Raw genomic sequence first — 16,527 nt, 5'->3', positions numbered from 1 at the left:
GCTGGTCAGCGCAGAATCAGATGGCGCGAACGTCCTGAGCCTGGGGGCCCTTCTGACCCTGACCGACCTCGAACTCCACGCGCTGGCCCTCTTCGAGGGACTTGAAGCCGGAGCCGCCGATCGCGGAGTAGTGAACGAAGACGTCCGGGCCGCCTCCGTCTTGGGCGATGAAGCCGAAGCCCTTTTCGCCGTTGAACCACTTAACAACACCCTGTGCCATTTCAAAAACCTTCTGTAGATGAGCTAGGTCCTAATAGTCCGGCCCTGGTCTCGGTGTCCACCATGCCATGATCCGACGAATTCGGCCACATCGCACAGTGCAAAGTGTGCGAACTGTGAGGAAGGCAACCCCCAGATCCTGCCAGCAGCCGCTGGCAGGGACGTGACGCGGCCCGGTTTCGGGGTGGATGCTCGCCGTATGCCGAGGTAGTTGCTCCGCGGATGCCGGATTAGCTGGGAGCGCACACCAAACCGACTGGAACGCTTCACCATCGAGCGCTCTACGCAATAGGGACATGTCATCGTCAGCAACCCTAGACATTTTCGAGAAACCCAGTACGGCAAATTCTCTACCAGCGTATTTTCCGAGATCGTGAGGGATCGCACGCCTCGCCGAGAAATCACGCTAGGAGTAGACGGTGCTGGATATCAACCATTTCACTTACGGCTGGGTGACCCCCGTGCTGGCCTATGTCATGTCGGTCGTCGGGTCGATGCTGGCGCTGCGTTGCATGGTTCGCTCGCGCGCTTCCGGCATGCACGGCGGTTGGCTCACAGCGGCCGCGATCGCACTCGGTGGCACCGGTATCTGGGTCATGCATTTCATCGCGATGCTCGGTTTTTCGGTACGCGGCGTGACCATCCGTTACAACGTTCCCGTCACCTTGTTCAGCGCCGCCGTCGCCATGGGTGTGGTGTGGCTCGGATTGTCCATCGTGGTGCGCCGCAGCTGGGACAGCGCCGCATTACCGGTCGGCGGCACGATCACCGGGCTCGGCGTCGGGGCCATGCACTACGCGGGCATGTACGCGATGAAAACCGACGCCGAGATCATCTACGACCCCGTCGTGGTCGCCGCGTCGCTCGCCATCGCGGTGGTGGCTTCGATCGCGGCGCTGTGGTTCGCCCTGCACATCCACGGCATCGTCGCCACCATGGGCGCGGCCCTGCTGATGGGCGTGGCCGTCACCGGCATGCACTACACCGGCATGTTCTCGATGAGCGCGCACACCAGCGCTCACGTGGCCCATGCCAGCGGCGCCACCGCGGCCCAGCTGCTCACACCCCTGATCATCGGCATCAGCATGGTGACCATGATCCTGCTGATGCAGGTCGGCATCACCGAAGCCGAGGACCCCAACCTCACCCGCCCCGTCCACGGTCAACGCGCGAGCCGCTTCTGGCCCAGCGGCCAGAACTGAAACCTGTCGGACCTCGCCGGCCGCACCGCCTCACCGATCAGCTGCTGATCCTGAGCGCGGTCGTCTCACTGGCGGCAACGGGACTCGCCGCCTACGCGGGTGGCTGTCTTCTGATCACCCGGCCCGCACATCGTGCGCTTCGGGTCCGCGCCGGGTCTCGGTGACGGTGTATTCCACGCGCTGACCGTCGCGCAGCGTACGGAAGCCCGCACCAGCCAGCGCGGTGTATTCGACGAACACGTCGGGTCCGCCGGCGTCGGGAGTGATGAATCCGAATCCCTTGCCGCTGTCGAACCAGGTGACGATCCCGCTCGGCATCCACCGACCTTCCGACTCCTGTGCCTGCCAACCTGATTCGCTAATCGTCGCATGCCGGTGCCCGCGACACGACCGGCATTCGATTCGAGGAGCCGATCGCCCGGTGCCGAAGTGGATATGCTCCGGACACGGTCCGACCGGACCGGGTCAGCCGCGAGAACGGGGATTCGGTGCAGCCTTCGACCGTTCGCTGCGCGGCCGAAACCGTCACGATCTTCGTCGCCACCTCGGTGGCGGCGCTCGCGATCATGTTGCCGATCAGTTTCGCGTCGTTGGCGGAATCGCTGCACGTCGACCTGCTGGTGTTCAACGTTCCGCGGGCGATGACCGGTGCGGCGTTCATCGCGGTGATCACCGCCGCCGTCACGGTGGCGATCGGCAGCGTGCGAACGGCCCGCTGGACCGCGCTGATCGCCCTGGTCGGCATCTTGGTGAACCATCTCGCGCTGATCCCGGACAGCGCCGATGGCCACCTCGACGTTCTGTCGCTGCCCACCCTGAACTTCATCGACGCACTACTGGCGGGGGCTGTCATCGGCGCGCTCGCGGTCGCGGTCTGGAACGAACCGCTCCTGCGCACCGTCTATCTGTTCGGCACGCTCGGCGGCACCATCCTGGGCGACCTCACCCAGTCGCCCACCGACCCGAACTCCGACGGTTTCAGCGGTGCGCTCGGCGGCGCACTGCCCCTGTGGTTCATCGCCGCCAGCGTGCTCGCGCTCGCGTACTTCGCGCTCACCACCGTGGCCACGCCCCGCTGGACCACCGAAACCGCCATTCCGCTGGCGCCGGTGTTCTCCGCCGTCGTCGCCTACACGACGACCATCATCACCGCGCTCGCCGTGGCATCCCACAAGACCAGCGCCCCCTATCTGATCGTCGCCTCGGTCGTCGCCATCGCGGCCGCGGTCGCCGCCGCGATGATCCTGCCGGGACGCGACGGGATCCTTGTCCTGCTGATGAGCAGTTTCTCGGTGGCGGGCAGCCTCGTCATCACACTGCCGCGCTCCGGCTGGGTCGATCTCGCCACCCTCGCCGCCACCGCCGCCGGCCTACTGATCGGCATCCGCACACCGCGTCCGCTGGTAGCCGCGACGAGTGTGCTCGCCCTGGCCTGCCTCGTCCTGGCCGCCGACATCTTCTCCCCACCCGCCACACTCACCGCGGCCCTCGGATGTCTCGCCCTCGGCTCGGTCGCCGGGTATTGCCTCGGCACGGCGGTTCCACAAAGCCCCACGTCCGGGACCGTCGGCCTGGCGATCCTGTTCGTGCCCTCGATCGGTGTCGCCCTGAGCGACACCGACTTCGGTCACCTCGCCTATTCGTCGTCCTGGTACCGCACCACCGACGTCGACCGCGGGATCGGCCCCGGCGCGGTCGCGATCGCCGTGGCCCTCGGCTGCGCGATCGCCGTTCTGGCCCTGATGCGCCTGCGCTCCGAGCCCGCGGAAATCGTCAGCCCCTAGGCGAATCCCAGCCGTATTCCGAGAACGCTTCCCCTGTCATCACCTTGCCGATGCCGACCCGGCAGTAGTCGACGATCTCCTCAGGCAAGCTTTCTGGCTCGAACCATGTCAGTTCCGAACATTTTTCGGGCTCCCGGTTGGTGACCGCGCCTGTCCAGCGTCGTACGGTGAAGAACATCTGGACCCGCTCGTCGCTGTACAGCACATGCGCGAATTCCACGTCCCCAGCGTCGATCTCGACCCCCACCTCCTCGCGAGCCTCCCTGATCAACCCGCCCACCGCCGACTCACCGGCCTCCAGATGTCCCGCGGGCACATGGAACAACCCATCACCGAACCCCGTGTTCACCCTGCGCCCCAACAGCACCCGCCCCCGTGCGTCGACCAACACCAGATGAACCCCCACGAGCACCCGGTACTTCTCCACTGTCACCCCTCCTGATCGAATTGCCCACCCAAGAACTTCGAGACCGCCGCTGTTGCAGATGTTTTCGGGGTATACCCACATCATGAGTTTCCCGGTTTCCTTCGGGTTCGCCCAGGTCGGTCTCCTGGCATTGATCGCCCTCGCAGTCGCCCTACTGGTCATGGCCGCACTGGCCGCCACCCGCCGTCGCGGCCCCAAAGCCGTTCTCGGCCGCGCGGTCCCCGGCGCCGCCCTCCTGCTTGTCGCGGTCCTCCTACTCTGGATCGCCACCCTCCTGCAGACCTATCTCGGCCTCACCGGCGAGATCAAGGCCGCCCACGTAGTCGCCAAACCCGTTGCCGGCCAAGAACACCAACTCGATCTCGTCCTCACCCAGTTCGACGAAGACGGAAACGCGAGTGAGCCGACAACCCATCGCATCGAGGGCGACATGTTCGCCCTACAGTCCAACATCGTCGAACTCGAACCGTGGGTCAACGCCCTCGGCTTCCACTCCGGCTACAAACTCAGCCGCCTGTACGGCCAGCGCCTCGACGGCAAATCCCCCACCCAAGACCAGACCTTCCTCAACGGCGGCGACCGCGACTTCTTCGAAGACATGAACAAAAACCGCTGGTACACCAGCCCTTTCATCCGCTCCGCGTACGGCAACGCCACCATCGCCACCCCCGGCGAATACGACGTCTACATCTCCCGAGACGCCATCAAAGTCCGCCAGACGAACTGATCCCCGGAACGGGCCCGGTGATCTCTTCATCAGCCGGCGGCGCGGCCAACACGTTCTGCGGCAACCACGGCCCGTCCCCGAATGGGAGTTCACCACTGCGAACCCCCAGGTCTTTTCGAGCGCATTCGTAGAAGGCATTCCGCTTATGACCTGCCGCCTCATAGGCGCGCAGGTAGTCGTCATGCCCCATCTCGCGACCCATCGCTACGAGACTGAGCTCCCACACCGCCTTGTTCCACAGACGGGCAGCAGCAACAGCTTCGGGCGATCCGAGCAGCAACACCATCTCCCACTTCAGCGTCTTCTCGGACTCGGCCTCGGCCAGGAGCTGCGCACCTTCCTCTGTCGAAAGCGGTTGCCCTGCTTGCGGAAACCCCCTCCCCGCGACCATCCGCTGCGACACCACCGCAAAATGCTTCAGCGAGTGAGCGAACTCGCTGTACGCAACGAGCCGCCGGTCATCCCATCGGCTGCGCTGAGTCCGCTGCCACTTCGACCGCTCGGTCAACGCCGCCCCCGCAAACGTCGCCCCCGCTCCGAGTAGTACGCCAGCAACGGTAATCACTTGCTGCACAACAGCATTCATACATCCAGTGTGCAGGCAAGCCCGTCGGCGCACCAGAGATCCAGTCAGGCACTACTGGATCCAGGACGCTCACGTATGAGCTGGGGCGAATGAGCGATGTTCTGCCTCGTCTCACCCGGATTGCCCAGATAAACCGTGCCATCGATACTGCGAGACCGAATACCGCGCGATCAACGCTCGTGGCACTGTCTCAGAGTTGTTGCACAACTACCTGCGGCTCGTGGAGCAAGGTACGGCGCCGTTGATCAACGACCGAGATGCTTCCTGCCGGCGCTCGGGCTATACGACGTCGGCCCAGTGCGCTGCCCCTTACACACCATCCACAGCATCCAGCACCCGGTCCAGCAGCGCTTCGGCATCAACGTGTCGTTCATGCCGAAGTAGTGGACGGAGGATCTGGAGCACTTCTCGCTCGTCCCGCAGCCCGGCGTAGTTGATAATTGCGTCAACCGCATCCGGCAGATCGAGATCGCGGCAGGCAATCACCGCGCTTGCCGCCTCGTCCGGATCGGCTTCCGTAGCGACATGATGAATGAGACGGTTCGATTTCTCTAGCTGGCCAGCGGTGAGGTAGCCCGCAAGATCAGTTGCCGGCGGCCACAGCACCGGTCCACTCGGCCACGCAATATCGATCACAAGGCCGGAACCGATGCGCCGGTCCCCATGCGCCAGGGGGACCGGCGCAACCACTCCCGACACAGCATCTACTGGCTCTGGGCCCGGGCCAGCGGTTTCAGAAAGCTCGGCAGGAGCTGGTGTCCCGCATTGCGGGCATGCGACCGCAGCTTTCTGCACTGCGGAGCGGGTTTGCCCGTCTGGTGCGCCAGCGAAACCCTGCCGAAGGTCGAGGAAGTCCTTCCGCGCGATGACATCCAAGTCTCCATCGATCGCCGACTTGGCGAAGTCGTAGAACTCCTCCAGCGTCGACACCCTCGGACCGTGCTTATGCTGGCCCTTCAGGAGCCTGAACACTGCGTCTTTGCTGATATTGGCTCCACTGGCAAACCTGCGGTGAGACAAGCGGGTGCAACACATCAGCTTGCGAACTTCGAAATAGAACCGGGCTTGGCTGGCTGACCAGGCCCTGTCGAACTCGTAGCGCGAACACACGATCAATTCCACTCGCCCCCAAGCATCCGGCACACGATCGAACCAATTGTGCCTGGTTGAACACCCCAGGTAAACGGGCCGAGTGTCCTGACTTCCGGCTCTGCCGGGTCTGAAAAGTCAGGACAGCACATGACTTTCCGCGGACGGAGTTTTGCTGTTCAGTTGATGTCGCCGGGAACCACTGAACCGATCCGGCTCAGTGGTTCCTGGCACATCGACACGAGAGGAAGATTCCTGATGGACATGCCTGCCTGGGATGACCCGAAGCTCGGAACCATGAAAGCCTGCGCGCTGTGGTTGGTGCAGGAGATCGGGGTCGGTGAACTCTTCACAAAGAGTCAGCTGAGGGATGCGTTTCCGGCTACGTCCCAGATCGACCGGCGGATGCGGGACCTTCGCGACTTCGGCTGGCGGATCGACACCAACCGCGAAGACGCATCCCTGGGTCCGCACGAACAGCGGTTTGTCGAACAAGGTGCAGCCGTGTGGGAACCGGGCAAGGCGACGCGACCTGCAGGTGCCAGCGTCACGGCGGCCGAACGGCACGAGCTGATGGTGCGGGACGGACGCAAATGCCGCTCCTGCGGCATCGGCCCGGGTGAGAACTATGCCGGCACCTACGTCCCGTCGCAGCTCGACGTTGCCCGGCGCGCGGTGAAACTGCCCAATGGCGAAACTAAGGTGCAACTGCTCATCGAGTGCAGTCGGTGCCGTATCGGGGGCCGGGATTCGATCGTGGACCTCGCGGATGTACTGGATAGAGTCGATAAGCTGACGGTCTATGAGAAAAAAATGCTGAGCCAGTGGATCGAGCGCGATGCGCGCGGCTTCAGCGAGGCCGAGGACCTTTGGGCCCTGTACAGGACACTTCCGGCGGAATCCCGGGATGAGGTCCGGGACCAATTGACGTAGTTGCACCGTAGCCCGAGTCCGCACAGTTCGATCGAAAGAGACCGCACGAATATGTTCACAAATTTAGGCGTTCCCCCCACGGCGGACGCTGTTCGGACGATGGTTGCACAGCGACTCGAGGATCTCGACCGCAACGGGAGCGTCGCCGAGACACTGACTCTGGAGTGGCGCGATGCCCCCCTTCATGTCCAGGTCATCGACATGCCGCTCAACACGCTCTACTACAACCCCGGTACGCATCGGATTCGTGCGCAGCGCAGCCTGGATCAGGTTCGTGACGCAGCGCTGTCGGCTGATCCGTGGAGTCAGGAGAGCCAGAACTACCTCAAGCATCTGCTGACATGCCGACCTGCAGACCCGACGCTGCCTGACCCTGACTTCGGCAAGCTGGCAGATCACCTCGAGGAATTCGGTCAAATTGAACCCGGCCTGATCACCCGCGAAGGCATTCTGGTCAACGGAAATACCCGTTGCGCTGCGTTGCGCGGGGGCTCAAAAGCAACCAGCATGCGCGTCGGGGTGCTGCCGGCCTCGTGCACATGGGACGACATCAACGCCGTCGAGGTCTCTCTGCAGCTGCGGCGCGACAAACGCCGCGACTACTCGTATATCAACCACCTGCTCGCGCTGGAAGAACAGCGCGACCAGCTTCATCGCCCAATATCGGTCATCGCAAAGGCATTTCATACGACCACAGCAGTATGTGAGCGGGACTTTTGGGTCCTGGCCGAGCTTCAGAATTGCATCGAACGCAGCCGGACGCCTGACAGCGAGTCGATGCGGCTCATGGACTTCGAAGAGTCCAAGGAGAAGCTTGCCGAGCTCTACCGCGTGTACCGCGAAGAGCACAAGAAGAACCCTCGACGAGCGGAGTTACTCAAGGAGTCTCGGCTCGCCGCGATCGTGCTGGAATACTCAAAGACCGACGTCCGGTTCGTCGGGTCGGATTTCCAGGAGCGATATCTCGACAAAGGATTGATCGAGGAATTCGGTCAGACCGAGCCGGGCACCGTGGCCGCTGTCGCAATTCCTGGCCTGGATCGTAGCACGAGAGCACCCAGTGCCGATGTGACGACAGCCCGCGCGATCACTGACAAGCTCTTGCGAGCCAAGGCTGTCAAAGCTGCCGGCGACGCGGTCGGAGAGCCTACGAAAACCGCTGCCAGCAAGCTGATTTTGTCGTACCAAGCGGCATTCGACGATGCGATCACCATCGCAGGTCGTGACGCCATGCTCCGGAAAAAGCGTCTTGCCGCGCCCGATCGAGTCGTTGCGGCGTGCAAGGATCTCGAGCAGGCCGTTACAGACCTTGTCTTGGCGCGGGGCAACTCCAGTCTTGACGAAGACGCGTTCGACGACGCACTCATTCAGGTGCATACGGTTCTGGAGCAGCTTGCGATCGAAGCACAGCGATCGGTCAAGATTCCTGGCAGCGGCCTCGACTGGCTCTCCGCCGCAGTTGAGAGCAGGCCCCAGCGCTGATGAGCATCATTAGGAACGATCCGTCGCTCCGGCTGCGGTTCGGAATGACACGGACGCGCGTGGAGTTGCTCACGACACCCGCATTCCAGCGTGAATTTCAGCTGCTGGCAGCTCGACTCAGCACTTCCGGAGCGAGAGGGGACCTATCTGCAGAAGTCGATCTCGATGATTTTCTCGTGAATCTGGGCGAACTCGGTAGCTGGTCGGATCCTGACGTGGAGTGGGCCGACGAACTGAAGGCGCTTGTCACCGGCGTGCTCGATGACGCCGAGGCCGTAGAGCGGAACCTGAACGGGGTGACCGATAACTCATCGGGAGCTGTTCAGCCGGATGCTGTCACAGGGCTGCTCGGCAACGAGTGGATCGCTGAGCTCACGTCATTCCAGCAAAGAGACATAGCGAGGCTTCTGTCGCTGCGGCATGGAGCGAACTTCAGCGTTCCCGGCGCAGGCAAAACCCGTGTGGCACTGGCTGTCTACGCTGCGGCCCGCGCGCGCGGAGAAGCGGAACGGCTCCTCGTCGTCGGGCCGAAGTCCGCGCACGAATCGTGGGAATACGAGAGCACGTACTGCTTCACAAAACCACTGAGCAGTGCCGTGACCGGGCGATCCACTGATCCTCACGCAGAACTCTGCATCGTGAACTACGAACGTCTCGACCGTTCTCTGGACACCCTGGTTGCCTGGCTTCGGGCAAAGCCCTCGATGATCGTGCTGGACGAGGCGCACCGAATCAAGCTGGGCGCGCGCGGAACTTACGGTTCTGCGGCCCTTGCACTCGGCCCCTTGGCTAACCGGCGCTTGATCTTGACAGGGACGCCGGCGCCGAACGGTGCGCGGGACCTCGAAAGCTTGCTCTCGTTTGTATGGCCGGGTCACGGCAAACGGGCGGTGATCGAGGCCGTCAATGGTGGTGATCTTGCGCGTGCCAGCGCCGTGCTGCGTCCACTGTTCACCCGCACGACAAAGGACGAGCTCGGTCTCCCGCCCTTCGAACCGCGAATCCGATACGTGGACATGCCGCCGATACATGCGGAGGTTTACGAAGCGCTGAAAGGGAACTTCTCCGCCCGCGCAGAGGGTTCGAGGGGAAGTATCGAAGCCCTCGGGCGGGCGATGCTTCGGATGCTGATGGCTGCGACGAGCCCGGCACTGCTCCTCGAAGGATCTAGCCGATTCGAGCCGCTGGAATACCAGCTCCCGCCACTTCAGCCTTCGCCAGGTGATTCTCTCTTCGACCTGTTCCAGAAACTCCCGCAAATCGAGTTTTCGCCCAAGTACCGGGAAACCGTGAAGATCGTCGCAGACAATGCAGCTGTCGGCCGGAAGACACTGGTGTGGACAACATTTGTCCGAAGCTTGACAACTCTTGAGAAGCTGCTCCAGAACTACGGACCAGCGACGGTGTACGGCGGAACGCTGGACCGCAACGAGCAGCTACGCCGATTCCGGGAAGATCCTGACTGCCACGTCCTCATCTCCAACCCGGCGACACTCGGTGAAGGCATCAGCCTCCACCATGTATGCCATGACGCGGTCTATGTCGACAGGGACTTCATGGCCGGTCGATTCCTACAGAGCCTGGACCGTATCCATCGCCTCGGACTGCCGCCGGATACGGAGACGCGAGTGACTGTTCTTGCCACTCGCGGCACCATCGACGAAGTAGTACGTCTCCGTCTGGACGCGAAGCTGAAATTCATGGCGGCGATTCTCGATGATCCAGACGTCCAGCAGCTGGCAGACTTGGAAGAGGAGCCTGCCGAAGGTGCAGGCATGGACGCTGCCGACGTGCGCGCACTACTTCGGCATTTCGACGAGGAAACCGCTGCGCCCGGATAGCTGACCTATGGAGAGTGGCTACCCGGTTCGATTCACCAGGTAGCGAGCGACGCAGGAAGTAGCGCGTAGTCGAGCAGCCGTCCCTGCTCGGTGACCTCTGCCCACGCATCTTGCTGTTCGCCCGTACCGACCGCTGCCACCGCATGTGCCATAGCCGAATACGCCAGGTGGTACGTGGCGTCGACTTCCCCGGTGCCGCGCGCGATCGATGCTAGACGTGTCGGAAGGGGTTCCGCGGTGATGGTGACCAAATGCGGCAACCGCCCCCGCCGATGCCGGATCATGTTGCGGTTTTCGTGACGGATGTTCTGCACCCGGTCGGATCGTATGGTCCATTTGCAAGCAAGCGCGGCGTGCAGCCACGGATGGTCAGTCGCCGTCGGGGTTCCGAGAAGTCCGACCAGGACATCTGGCTTTATCAGGTAGTCGGTTCCCAGTGTCACGCGAAGGTTCGGGTCGTTCGCGATCGCCCGATCGATGGCGGCAAGATGCTGGTACTGGGCATATTTGACGATGCTCTGCCCTTTGCGCACGTCCCAATTGCGCCGCGGATCCAGCTGCGGAAGCTCCGTGGCGAGGTCTGCCGTGACTTGTGTCTCGAGCAAGCCTCCCGGATTGTCGGGCGGCTCGACCGGATCAGGTCCGCCATCGTTCGGGTTCGGGGCGCCGAGGTACTCGAGCAGCTGCGCCGCCAGCCGGAGGCTTGAGACGTTGTCGGTATCGGCGGTGTTCGGTACCCACTGCCAGCCCAGCTTGTTCTTTCGGCTGCGCTTCCACCCGAGCAAGTCCGTTCCGAATGGCATCCCCATGCTGCAAATCTAACCGCACGGGTGAGTTGCCGTGACCACAGTTATCTGATCGCATACGATCGCTCATATGTTCGGACCCCGATCGAGCTTGTCGACCACAGTGGTCAGCGCAGACGCGACCGGCTCGTGCTCCCAGACCCGGATGACTGTCCACCCGGCCGTCGACAACGCGGCGTCCGCTTCACGGTCACGCTCGACGTTGCGCCGGAGCTTAGGCGACCAATACCACTCGTTCGTGGTCGGGAGTCTCCCGTGGTCAGGACACGCATGCCAGAAGCAGCCGTCAACGAATACGGCGACCCGGCGAGCCGTGAACACGATGTCCGGACGCACCGGTCTGCGTCCTGCGACGGCAATTGGGAAGTCCTTACGGAACCGGTATCCCAGCCGATGCAATGAGCTGCGGAGCTCCACTTCCGGCTTGGTGTCGGCGCGCCTGATCGCTCGCATGTTTCGCCCGCGACCGGGCGAAGAGGCTGTCGGTACGCCACTTCGCTCAGGCCCCGGCGGCGGCCCATCTTCTCGATCCATTCCATACCCAGCTTTCGACTGGCCCCGACTTCACGGCATGATAGTCCTTCGCATCCCACAGGGATCGGTCGATACATCACTTCACAGAAGGGCCACCGCGTGACTGAGCTCAGCGTCATCGAGATTTGCGCAGGAGCTGGCGGCCAGGCCCTCGGGCTCGAGCGAGCAGGGTTCGAGCACAAGCTGGCTATCGAGCTCGACCCGATCGCTGCTGACACGATCAAGCGAAATCGTCCGCATTGGAAGGTCGAGGTCGGCGACGTCGCCGATCCAGCAGTGTTCAACCCGAAGGCATTCGCACCTGACGCCGAAGCACAGGATGGGAAGCAGATCGACCTTCTCGCAGGCGGCGTTCCGTGTCCTCCGTTTTCCATCGCGGGCAAGCAGCTCGGCGCGAATGACGAGCGGGATCTGTTCGCTTGGGCTGTCGAACAGGTCGATGTACTCAGACCGCGTGCCTTACTGCTCGAGAACGTCCGCGGATTGAGTATGCCGCGATTTGCTGGCTATCGACAGCACGTGCTCGATCGGCTCAGCAAGTTCGGCTACTCAGCAGAATGGCGTCTCATTCAGGCATCCGAGTACGGAGTTCCTCAGTTACGTCCGCGATTCGTTCTTATTGCGATGGCACCCGAAGACTTCCAGTATTTCAAGTGGCCCAAGGGGACAGACAAGGTCAAGACAGTCGGAGAAACACTATTGCCACTGATGATGGAGCGCGGCTGGAAGGGCGCGGCCGAGTGGGCCGAAAAAGCAAATGGCATCGCTCCAACGATTGTTGGCGGATCGAAGAAACATGGTGGCGCCGACCTGGGACCGACTCGAGCAAAGCGCGCCTGGGCAGAACTCGGTGTAGATGCCTACGGCGTCCACGACACGGCACCGCCCTATGACAAGCGGCCGATGACGGAGTTCGGCCCCAAACTTACAGTCGAAATGGTTGCGCGTTTGCAAGGCTGGGTCTGGGCAAAGGATGAGGCACATCGTTCCGAGCTGGAGAACTCCGAGAACGGTGAATTCGCCTGGATCTTCACGGGCAAGAAGACTGCGCAATACAGACAGATCGGCAATGCTTTTCCGCCGCCGGTTGCTAAAGCGCTCGGGCAATCCATCGCAAATGCGCTCGGCCATATCGGCAAGCCGAGCGAGCGCAACGACGATCCGCTCGCTGACCCCATTTACAAGGTTCTGCGCGATCAGGCACAGCGAGACCCACACACGTTCCTCACTGCCGCGCAGATCATCCAGCGTGCGAAGCTTTCTATTGACGATCCCGAGATCGACCGCCGGATTTCCTTGCTGGACAAGGACTTCGAGATCATCAGGGATGAGATCGCCAGCGTTCTCGCGTATCGGATCGGTGAATTCCGGGCATTTACCGGGCAGGGCGATCACATCCGGCACGAGTACTACCGGAACCATATTTCGCGCGTGAGCTAATCAACCATGGCACCATATCGCCTGTGGGCGCGCCCCGAGCACTCTCGCGCAACGAACGCGTCACCAGCGAGGTATGGGGCGATCAGCCGCGACTCTCTAGATCGGGACCGCGGGCGGCTACGTCGGCCGATGCCCAGTACCCCAGACCCTGGCTTTGCTTGTAGGTAGGTGCTGACGCGCGGGTCTGGCGGGTTGGATCTTCGGGCGGTGACCGATCGGGCGATGCGGCTTACTTCAGCTTGAGCGCGAGTCCGGCTGCACCAGCAGAGAACTCGGTCGAGGTAAGGCGATTCGTCCGGAGCAGTTGCGCGTGCCGCTTTCCGGTTTGACTCCGACCACCGCCACTCGCCACCCCAATGACTGCAACTCGACCAACAGAAGCGTTCGAAGGCGCGCCAGCCCGCGTCTCTGGACCTACAGACGCCGGAGCGAGCCGGATTGCAGTCGCCCGTTACCGAAAGTGGTACCTCTATTCACATGTACCTGGGCTGGGGTTTTCGTTGCCATGCACAGTGATTCGGCGAAGTTCTGGCGCGTGGCGGCGGAAGGAGGGACCCTCGGAGTAGAGGATCGCGTTACCCAGGAGCCGCATGACTGTCAGAAGTGACCGTGAAGGTGGCTTGCCGGAGACATTGCCCGCGCTGGAGCAGTTGCCGGCGGATGAGGCTCGGGATCTGTTCGAGTTGATGAGGGCCGCGAGTACGTTCGAGGCGGCCGCGTTGGACAAGTCCATCGATTCGATGGTCTCTGCGTTGCCGCGGCCGCTGCGTCGGGTGACGAAGAAGATCATGTTCGGCGGCAGATGACGGACCTGACTACGCGGGCGCAGTTGATTCTGCTGGCTCGGACGTTGCATGTCCATCCGCAGCGGTTGGATCACCTGCGGTATCTGGGGGCCGATCGGCTGCATGCGTTGCATCAGCAGATCTCGGGGGTGTTGTTCGATCAGCACACGGAGACGTTTCGGCGGATCAGTGCGCTGGTGCCGTTCATTCCGTTGACGATCTCGATTCCGCTGGTGCAGAAGCTGGTTCCGCCGATGATGACGGGGCGGGCGGCGGGGTCGGTGGGGTTGGATCACCCGGGCAAGGCCGCTGAGACGTTGACGATGCTCGAGGCGGGCTACGCGGCGGATTGTGCGCCCTATCTCGATCCGCGGGCCATCGAGCAGCTGGCCGATCAGATGGCGCCGGGGCCGATCGTCGACATCGTGAACGAGTTGCTGCGGCGGCAGGACTACGTGACGGCGGGTCCTTTCTTATCCTGTGCGACAACGGAATTGATCGCGGCGGTCGAGGCGGGGGTCCGCGATGACGCGGGGCTGATCTTCTCGGCTGCGTTCTCCTACGACGTCGACGTGCTCAGCGCGGTGGTTCGCCAACTGCTGGATGGGCCGCATCGGCGGGTGCCGCGGATGACGCAGACGGTGTTGGCGGGTTCTCCCGACCTGCAACATGCTGCGCTGTCGGTGTTTTCGCGGTGCGCGCCCGATGTGATCCGCCGGGTGGGTGACATTCTGTTCGGGAATGCGCAGCCCGGTGATGTCGCGCGGTTGGTGCGCAACGCGCTCGCGCTCGGGGCGGTGCCCGAATTCCTCACGCTGGCCGGGTATCTCACGCCGCTGGGGCTGTGGACGCTGGTCGGCAATCCGGTGTTCAGTGATCCGGATGTCGGGGTGGATCTGGTCGCGCCGATGGATGGGCGCGGCGATGCGGAGAGTTGGCGTGGGCTGTTCACGTTGATGTCGCGGATGGATGACGATGTCAGGAGCGCTGTGGGGTACGCGCTGGCTTTGCTGTCGGAGTCCGCGGTGGCGGAGTTGCCCGCGCGGGCGACCGAAACCGGTTGCTGGCCTGCGCTACTCGATCTCGTGGCGGTTTCCGGGGAGCGGGGGCAGTCGCGGTTCGGGTCGATCTGGGCGCAGTTGGGGCCGGAGCGACGGGCCTATCTGCACCGGTGCATCACCGAGCTCCGATACGACACCAGGTTGGCCGAGATCACGGCACTGGTCGAGCCGGTGGAGGTGGATCTGCTGTTCTATCAGCGGCGGCAGAAGGGGCGGTATCGAGGCTGACTCGGGTCAGCCCTGCCATCGGCCCCAATCCCTTTGGGCGTGCAGCACAGCGGGGTCGACGACACCCCAGATGCGGATCTCGAACCGATAGTCACCGGGCTGAGGCTCGAGGAGACCTTCCACCGCATGCACGCCGGGGGTCGGAGAGAACACCCGGCGTAGTCCGAGGACATCGGCCCATTGATCGACCACCCGGCCCGGATGCTGCGAAAGATGGCTACCGGCTTGACCTTCCACAGACAGGACGGCCTCCATGCTGTCATCGCTGGTCACCGATGGCGCCACGAACCAGGTCAACGGCAACAATCCGACCGCTTTGCCGAGTTCGTTGAGATGTTGGGCGACAGCCGCCTCGATCGCCGAGCTCAGCTGGGACAGATTCATGGGTTAGGTATAGCGCGCCGACGCAGACGGGGCGAACTCATGGCTGAGTGCGGGTGAAGCGGCTCCCCCACTCCCGCAGCTGCGCAACCAGTTCCGGCGGGCCGAGAACGCGGAAATCTGCTCCTACCTTGCCCAGCAACAGGATCGGCCAGTCGAGCTCGTCGACGGTCATTTCTATGTGGGTGCGGTTGTCGGGGAGGGCGGTGATGGTGCACCAGCGGCCCACTCGGGTGTGGACATCGGTGGCGGGGGCTTCTATTTCGGCGGTGACGGTGTAGCCGGAACGGCGGGCGCCGATGGCGTTGTGAACGAAGGTGGCGGCGTCGGGGGCCGGGAGGGGGCGGGGGCGGAAGCGGGTGCCGGTGGTCGCGGAGGCGGTGAGGCGGTCTACGCGGAAGGTGCGCCAGTCGTGGCGGGTGAGGTCGTAGGCGACGAGGTACCAGCGCCGGCCCAGGGAGACGAGGCGGTGGGGTTCCACTTCCCTGGTGCTGGTGCGGCCGTCCGCGGCGGTGTAGGTGAAGGTCAGGCGTTCTTCGCGGCGGCAGGTGAGGGCCAGATCGGTGAGGACGGCAGGGTCCACGTCGGAGAGGGGGACGGCGGTCCAGGCGGTGGATTCGGTCATGGCGCGTAGGGCGTCGACGCGGCGGCGTAGGCGGGTGGGCAGGACGGTGACCAATTTGCCGAGAGCGCGGATGGACGGTTCGGCCAGGCCGTCGCCCGCACCCTGGGAACCGGCTTGCAGGCAGACGGTGATGGCGACGGCTTCGTCGTCGTCGAGGACCAGGGGCGGCATCGCCGCGCCCGCGGCCAGCTGATAGCCGCCGTCGACGCCGGGGCGCGCGTCGACGGGATAGCCGAGTTCGCGAAGGCGGTCGATGTCGCGGCGCAGGGTGCGGGCCGAAACACGAAGGCGTTCGGACAGTTCCGTGCCGGACCAGGACCGGTGGGTCTGCAGCAGCGACAGCAGTCGGAGGGTGCGTGCGCTTGTATCGGCCATAT

The 16,527-nt window shown here is 63.4% G+C and carries 18 protein-coding genes; 9 read left to right on the top strand and 9 right to left on the bottom strand.

Annotation, left to right across the window (positions count from 1 at the left end; genetic code table 11):
* Nucleotides 1–16: 16 nt before the first annotated feature.
* Entirely contained in the window at nt 17–220 is a 204-nt protein-coding gene (locus ACWF99_RS24135) for a cold-shock protein (RefSeq protein WP_056812000.1), read from the bottom strand.
* A gap of 418 nt (nt 221–638) precedes the next feature.
* On the opposite strand from ACWF99_RS24135, the gene ACWF99_RS24130 reads away from it, so the two are divergent.
* Nucleotides 639–1,421 carry an MHYT domain-containing protein gene (locus ACWF99_RS24130; RefSeq protein WP_378626292.1) on the top strand — a complete coding sequence of 261 codons (783 nt, stop codon included), beginning with the start codon at nt 639–641 and terminating at the stop codon, nt 1,419–1,421.
* A gap of 114 nt (nt 1,422–1,535) precedes the next feature.
* On the opposite strand, the gene ACWF99_RS24125 is transcribed toward ACWF99_RS24130, so the two are convergent.
* On the bottom strand, nt 1,536–1,739 hold the full coding sequence (locus ACWF99_RS24125; protein WP_378626291.1) for a cold-shock protein: 204 nt from the start codon (nt 1,737–1,739) through the stop codon (nt 1,536–1,538).
* Between the two features lie 170 nt (nt 1,740–1,909).
* On the opposite strand from ACWF99_RS24125, the gene ACWF99_RS24120 reads away from it, so the two are divergent.
* Complete coding sequence (locus tag ACWF99_RS24120) at nt 1,910–3,205, top strand: hypothetical protein (protein ID WP_452537465.1); 1,296 nt, start codon at nt 1,910–1,912, stop codon at nt 3,203–3,205.
* Here ACWF99_RS24120 and ACWF99_RS24115 read toward each other — a convergent pair.
* Nucleotides 3,195–3,716 carry an NUDIX hydrolase gene (locus tag ACWF99_RS24115; RefSeq protein WP_378626288.1) on the bottom strand — a complete coding sequence of 174 codons (522 nt, stop codon included), beginning with the start codon at nt 3,714–3,716 and terminating at the stop codon, nt 3,195–3,197. The two genes, ACWF99_RS24120 and ACWF99_RS24115, sit on opposite strands and share 11 nt — an antisense overlap.
* On the opposite strand from ACWF99_RS24115, the gene ACWF99_RS24110 reads away from it, so the two are divergent.
* Entirely contained in the window at nt 3,715–4,359 is a 645-nt protein-coding gene (locus ACWF99_RS24110) for a hypothetical protein (protein ID WP_378655009.1), read from the top strand. The genes ACWF99_RS24115 and ACWF99_RS24110 overlap by 2 nt on opposite strands.
* On the opposite strand, the gene ACWF99_RS24105 is transcribed toward ACWF99_RS24110, so the two are convergent.
* Together ACWF99_RS24105 and ACWF99_RS24100 are read right to left on the bottom strand one after the other, a co-directional pair.
* Nucleotides 4,337–4,945 (bottom strand): hypothetical protein, encoded by a 609-nt coding sequence (locus ACWF99_RS24105; RefSeq protein ID WP_452537464.1) that lies wholly within the window; start codon nt 4,943–4,945, stop codon nt 4,337–4,339. The genes ACWF99_RS24110 and ACWF99_RS24105 overlap by 23 nt on opposite strands.
* A gap of 309 nt (nt 4,946–5,254) precedes the next feature.
* The gene (locus tag ACWF99_RS24100; protein WP_452537463.1) at nt 5,255–6,067 is read right to left on the bottom strand and encodes a hypothetical protein; all 813 of its coding nucleotides are present in this window, start codon (nt 6,065–6,067) and stop codon (nt 5,255–5,257) included.
* A 117-nt stretch (nt 6,068–6,184) separates the two neighbouring features.
* Between ACWF99_RS24100 and ACWF99_RS24095 the strand changes: the two genes are divergently transcribed.
* The 3 genes from ACWF99_RS24095 to ACWF99_RS24085 all read left to right on the top strand — a co-directional run bounded on the left by ACWF99_RS24095 (nt 6,185) and on the right by ACWF99_RS24085 (nt 10,290).
* On the top strand, nt 6,185–6,967 hold the full coding sequence (locus tag ACWF99_RS24095; protein ID WP_378626283.1) for a hypothetical protein: 783 nt from the start codon (nt 6,185–6,187) through the stop codon (nt 6,965–6,967).
* Between the two features lie 99 nt (nt 6,968–7,066).
* The gene (locus ACWF99_RS24090; RefSeq protein WP_452537462.1) at nt 7,067–8,449 is read left to right on the top strand and encodes a transcriptional regulator; all 1,383 of its coding nucleotides are present in this window, start codon (nt 7,067–7,069) and stop codon (nt 8,447–8,449) included.
* 59 nt (nt 8,450–8,508) lie between these two features.
* On the top strand, nt 8,509–10,290 hold the full coding sequence (locus tag ACWF99_RS24085; RefSeq protein WP_378626281.1) for a DEAD/DEAH box helicase: 1,782 nt from the start codon (nt 8,509–8,511) through the stop codon (nt 10,288–10,290).
* 32 nt (nt 10,291–10,322) lie between these two features.
* Here the strand turns inward: ACWF99_RS24085 and ACWF99_RS24080 are convergent, their stop codons facing one another.
* A complete protein-coding gene (locus ACWF99_RS24080) occupies nt 10,323–11,099 on the bottom strand; it encodes an NgoMIV family type II restriction endonuclease (RefSeq protein WP_378626279.1) in 777 nt (258 codons plus the stop codon).
* 63 nt (nt 11,100–11,162) lie between these two features.
* Nucleotides 11,163–11,549 (bottom strand): very short patch repair endonuclease, encoded by a 387-nt coding sequence (locus tag ACWF99_RS24075; protein WP_378626277.1) that lies wholly within the window; start codon nt 11,547–11,549, stop codon nt 11,163–11,165.
* 180 nt (nt 11,550–11,729) lie between these two features.
* Here ACWF99_RS24075 and ACWF99_RS24070 point away from each other — a divergent pair, with 180 nt between their 5' ends.
* The 3 genes from ACWF99_RS24070 (at nt 11,730) to ACWF99_RS24060 (ending at nt 15,144) form a co-directional block, all read left to right on the top strand.
* On the top strand, nt 11,730–13,070 hold the full coding sequence (locus ACWF99_RS24070; protein ID WP_452537461.1) for a DNA cytosine methyltransferase: 1,341 nt from the start codon (nt 11,730–11,732) through the stop codon (nt 13,068–13,070).
* A 620-nt stretch (nt 13,071–13,690) separates the two neighbouring features.
* Nucleotides 13,691–13,876 carry a hypothetical protein gene (locus ACWF99_RS24065; RefSeq protein ID WP_452537460.1) on the top strand — a complete coding sequence of 62 codons (186 nt, stop codon included), beginning with the start codon at nt 13,691–13,693 and terminating at the stop codon, nt 13,874–13,876.
* A complete protein-coding gene (locus ACWF99_RS24060) occupies nt 13,873–15,144 on the top strand; it encodes a hypothetical protein (protein WP_378626274.1) in 1,272 nt (423 codons plus the stop codon). The genes ACWF99_RS24065 and ACWF99_RS24060 overlap by 4 nt, the downstream gene beginning before the upstream one ends.
* A gap of 6 nt (nt 15,145–15,150) precedes the next feature.
* Here the strand turns inward: ACWF99_RS24060 and ACWF99_RS24055 are convergent, their stop codons facing one another.
* Together ACWF99_RS24055 and ACWF99_RS24050 are read right to left on the bottom strand one after the other, a co-directional pair.
* Nucleotides 15,151–15,528, bottom strand: a complete 378-nt coding sequence (locus ACWF99_RS24055; RefSeq protein WP_378626273.1) for a hypothetical protein — start codon at nt 15,526–15,528, stop codon at nt 15,151–15,153.
* Nucleotides 15,529–15,565: 37 nt separating this feature from the next.
* Nucleotides 15,566–16,525 carry a helix-turn-helix transcriptional regulator gene (locus ACWF99_RS24050; protein ID WP_452537459.1) on the bottom strand — a complete coding sequence of 320 codons (960 nt, stop codon included), beginning with the start codon at nt 16,523–16,525 and terminating at the stop codon, nt 15,566–15,568.
* Nucleotides 16,526–16,527: the final 2 nt, after the last annotated feature.

Source organism: Nocardia sp. NPDC055002 (genome assembly GCF_053608825.1).
The sequence above is the reverse complement of the archived record's forward strand: the minus strand, read 5'-3'. Positions and strand labels throughout refer to the sequence as shown.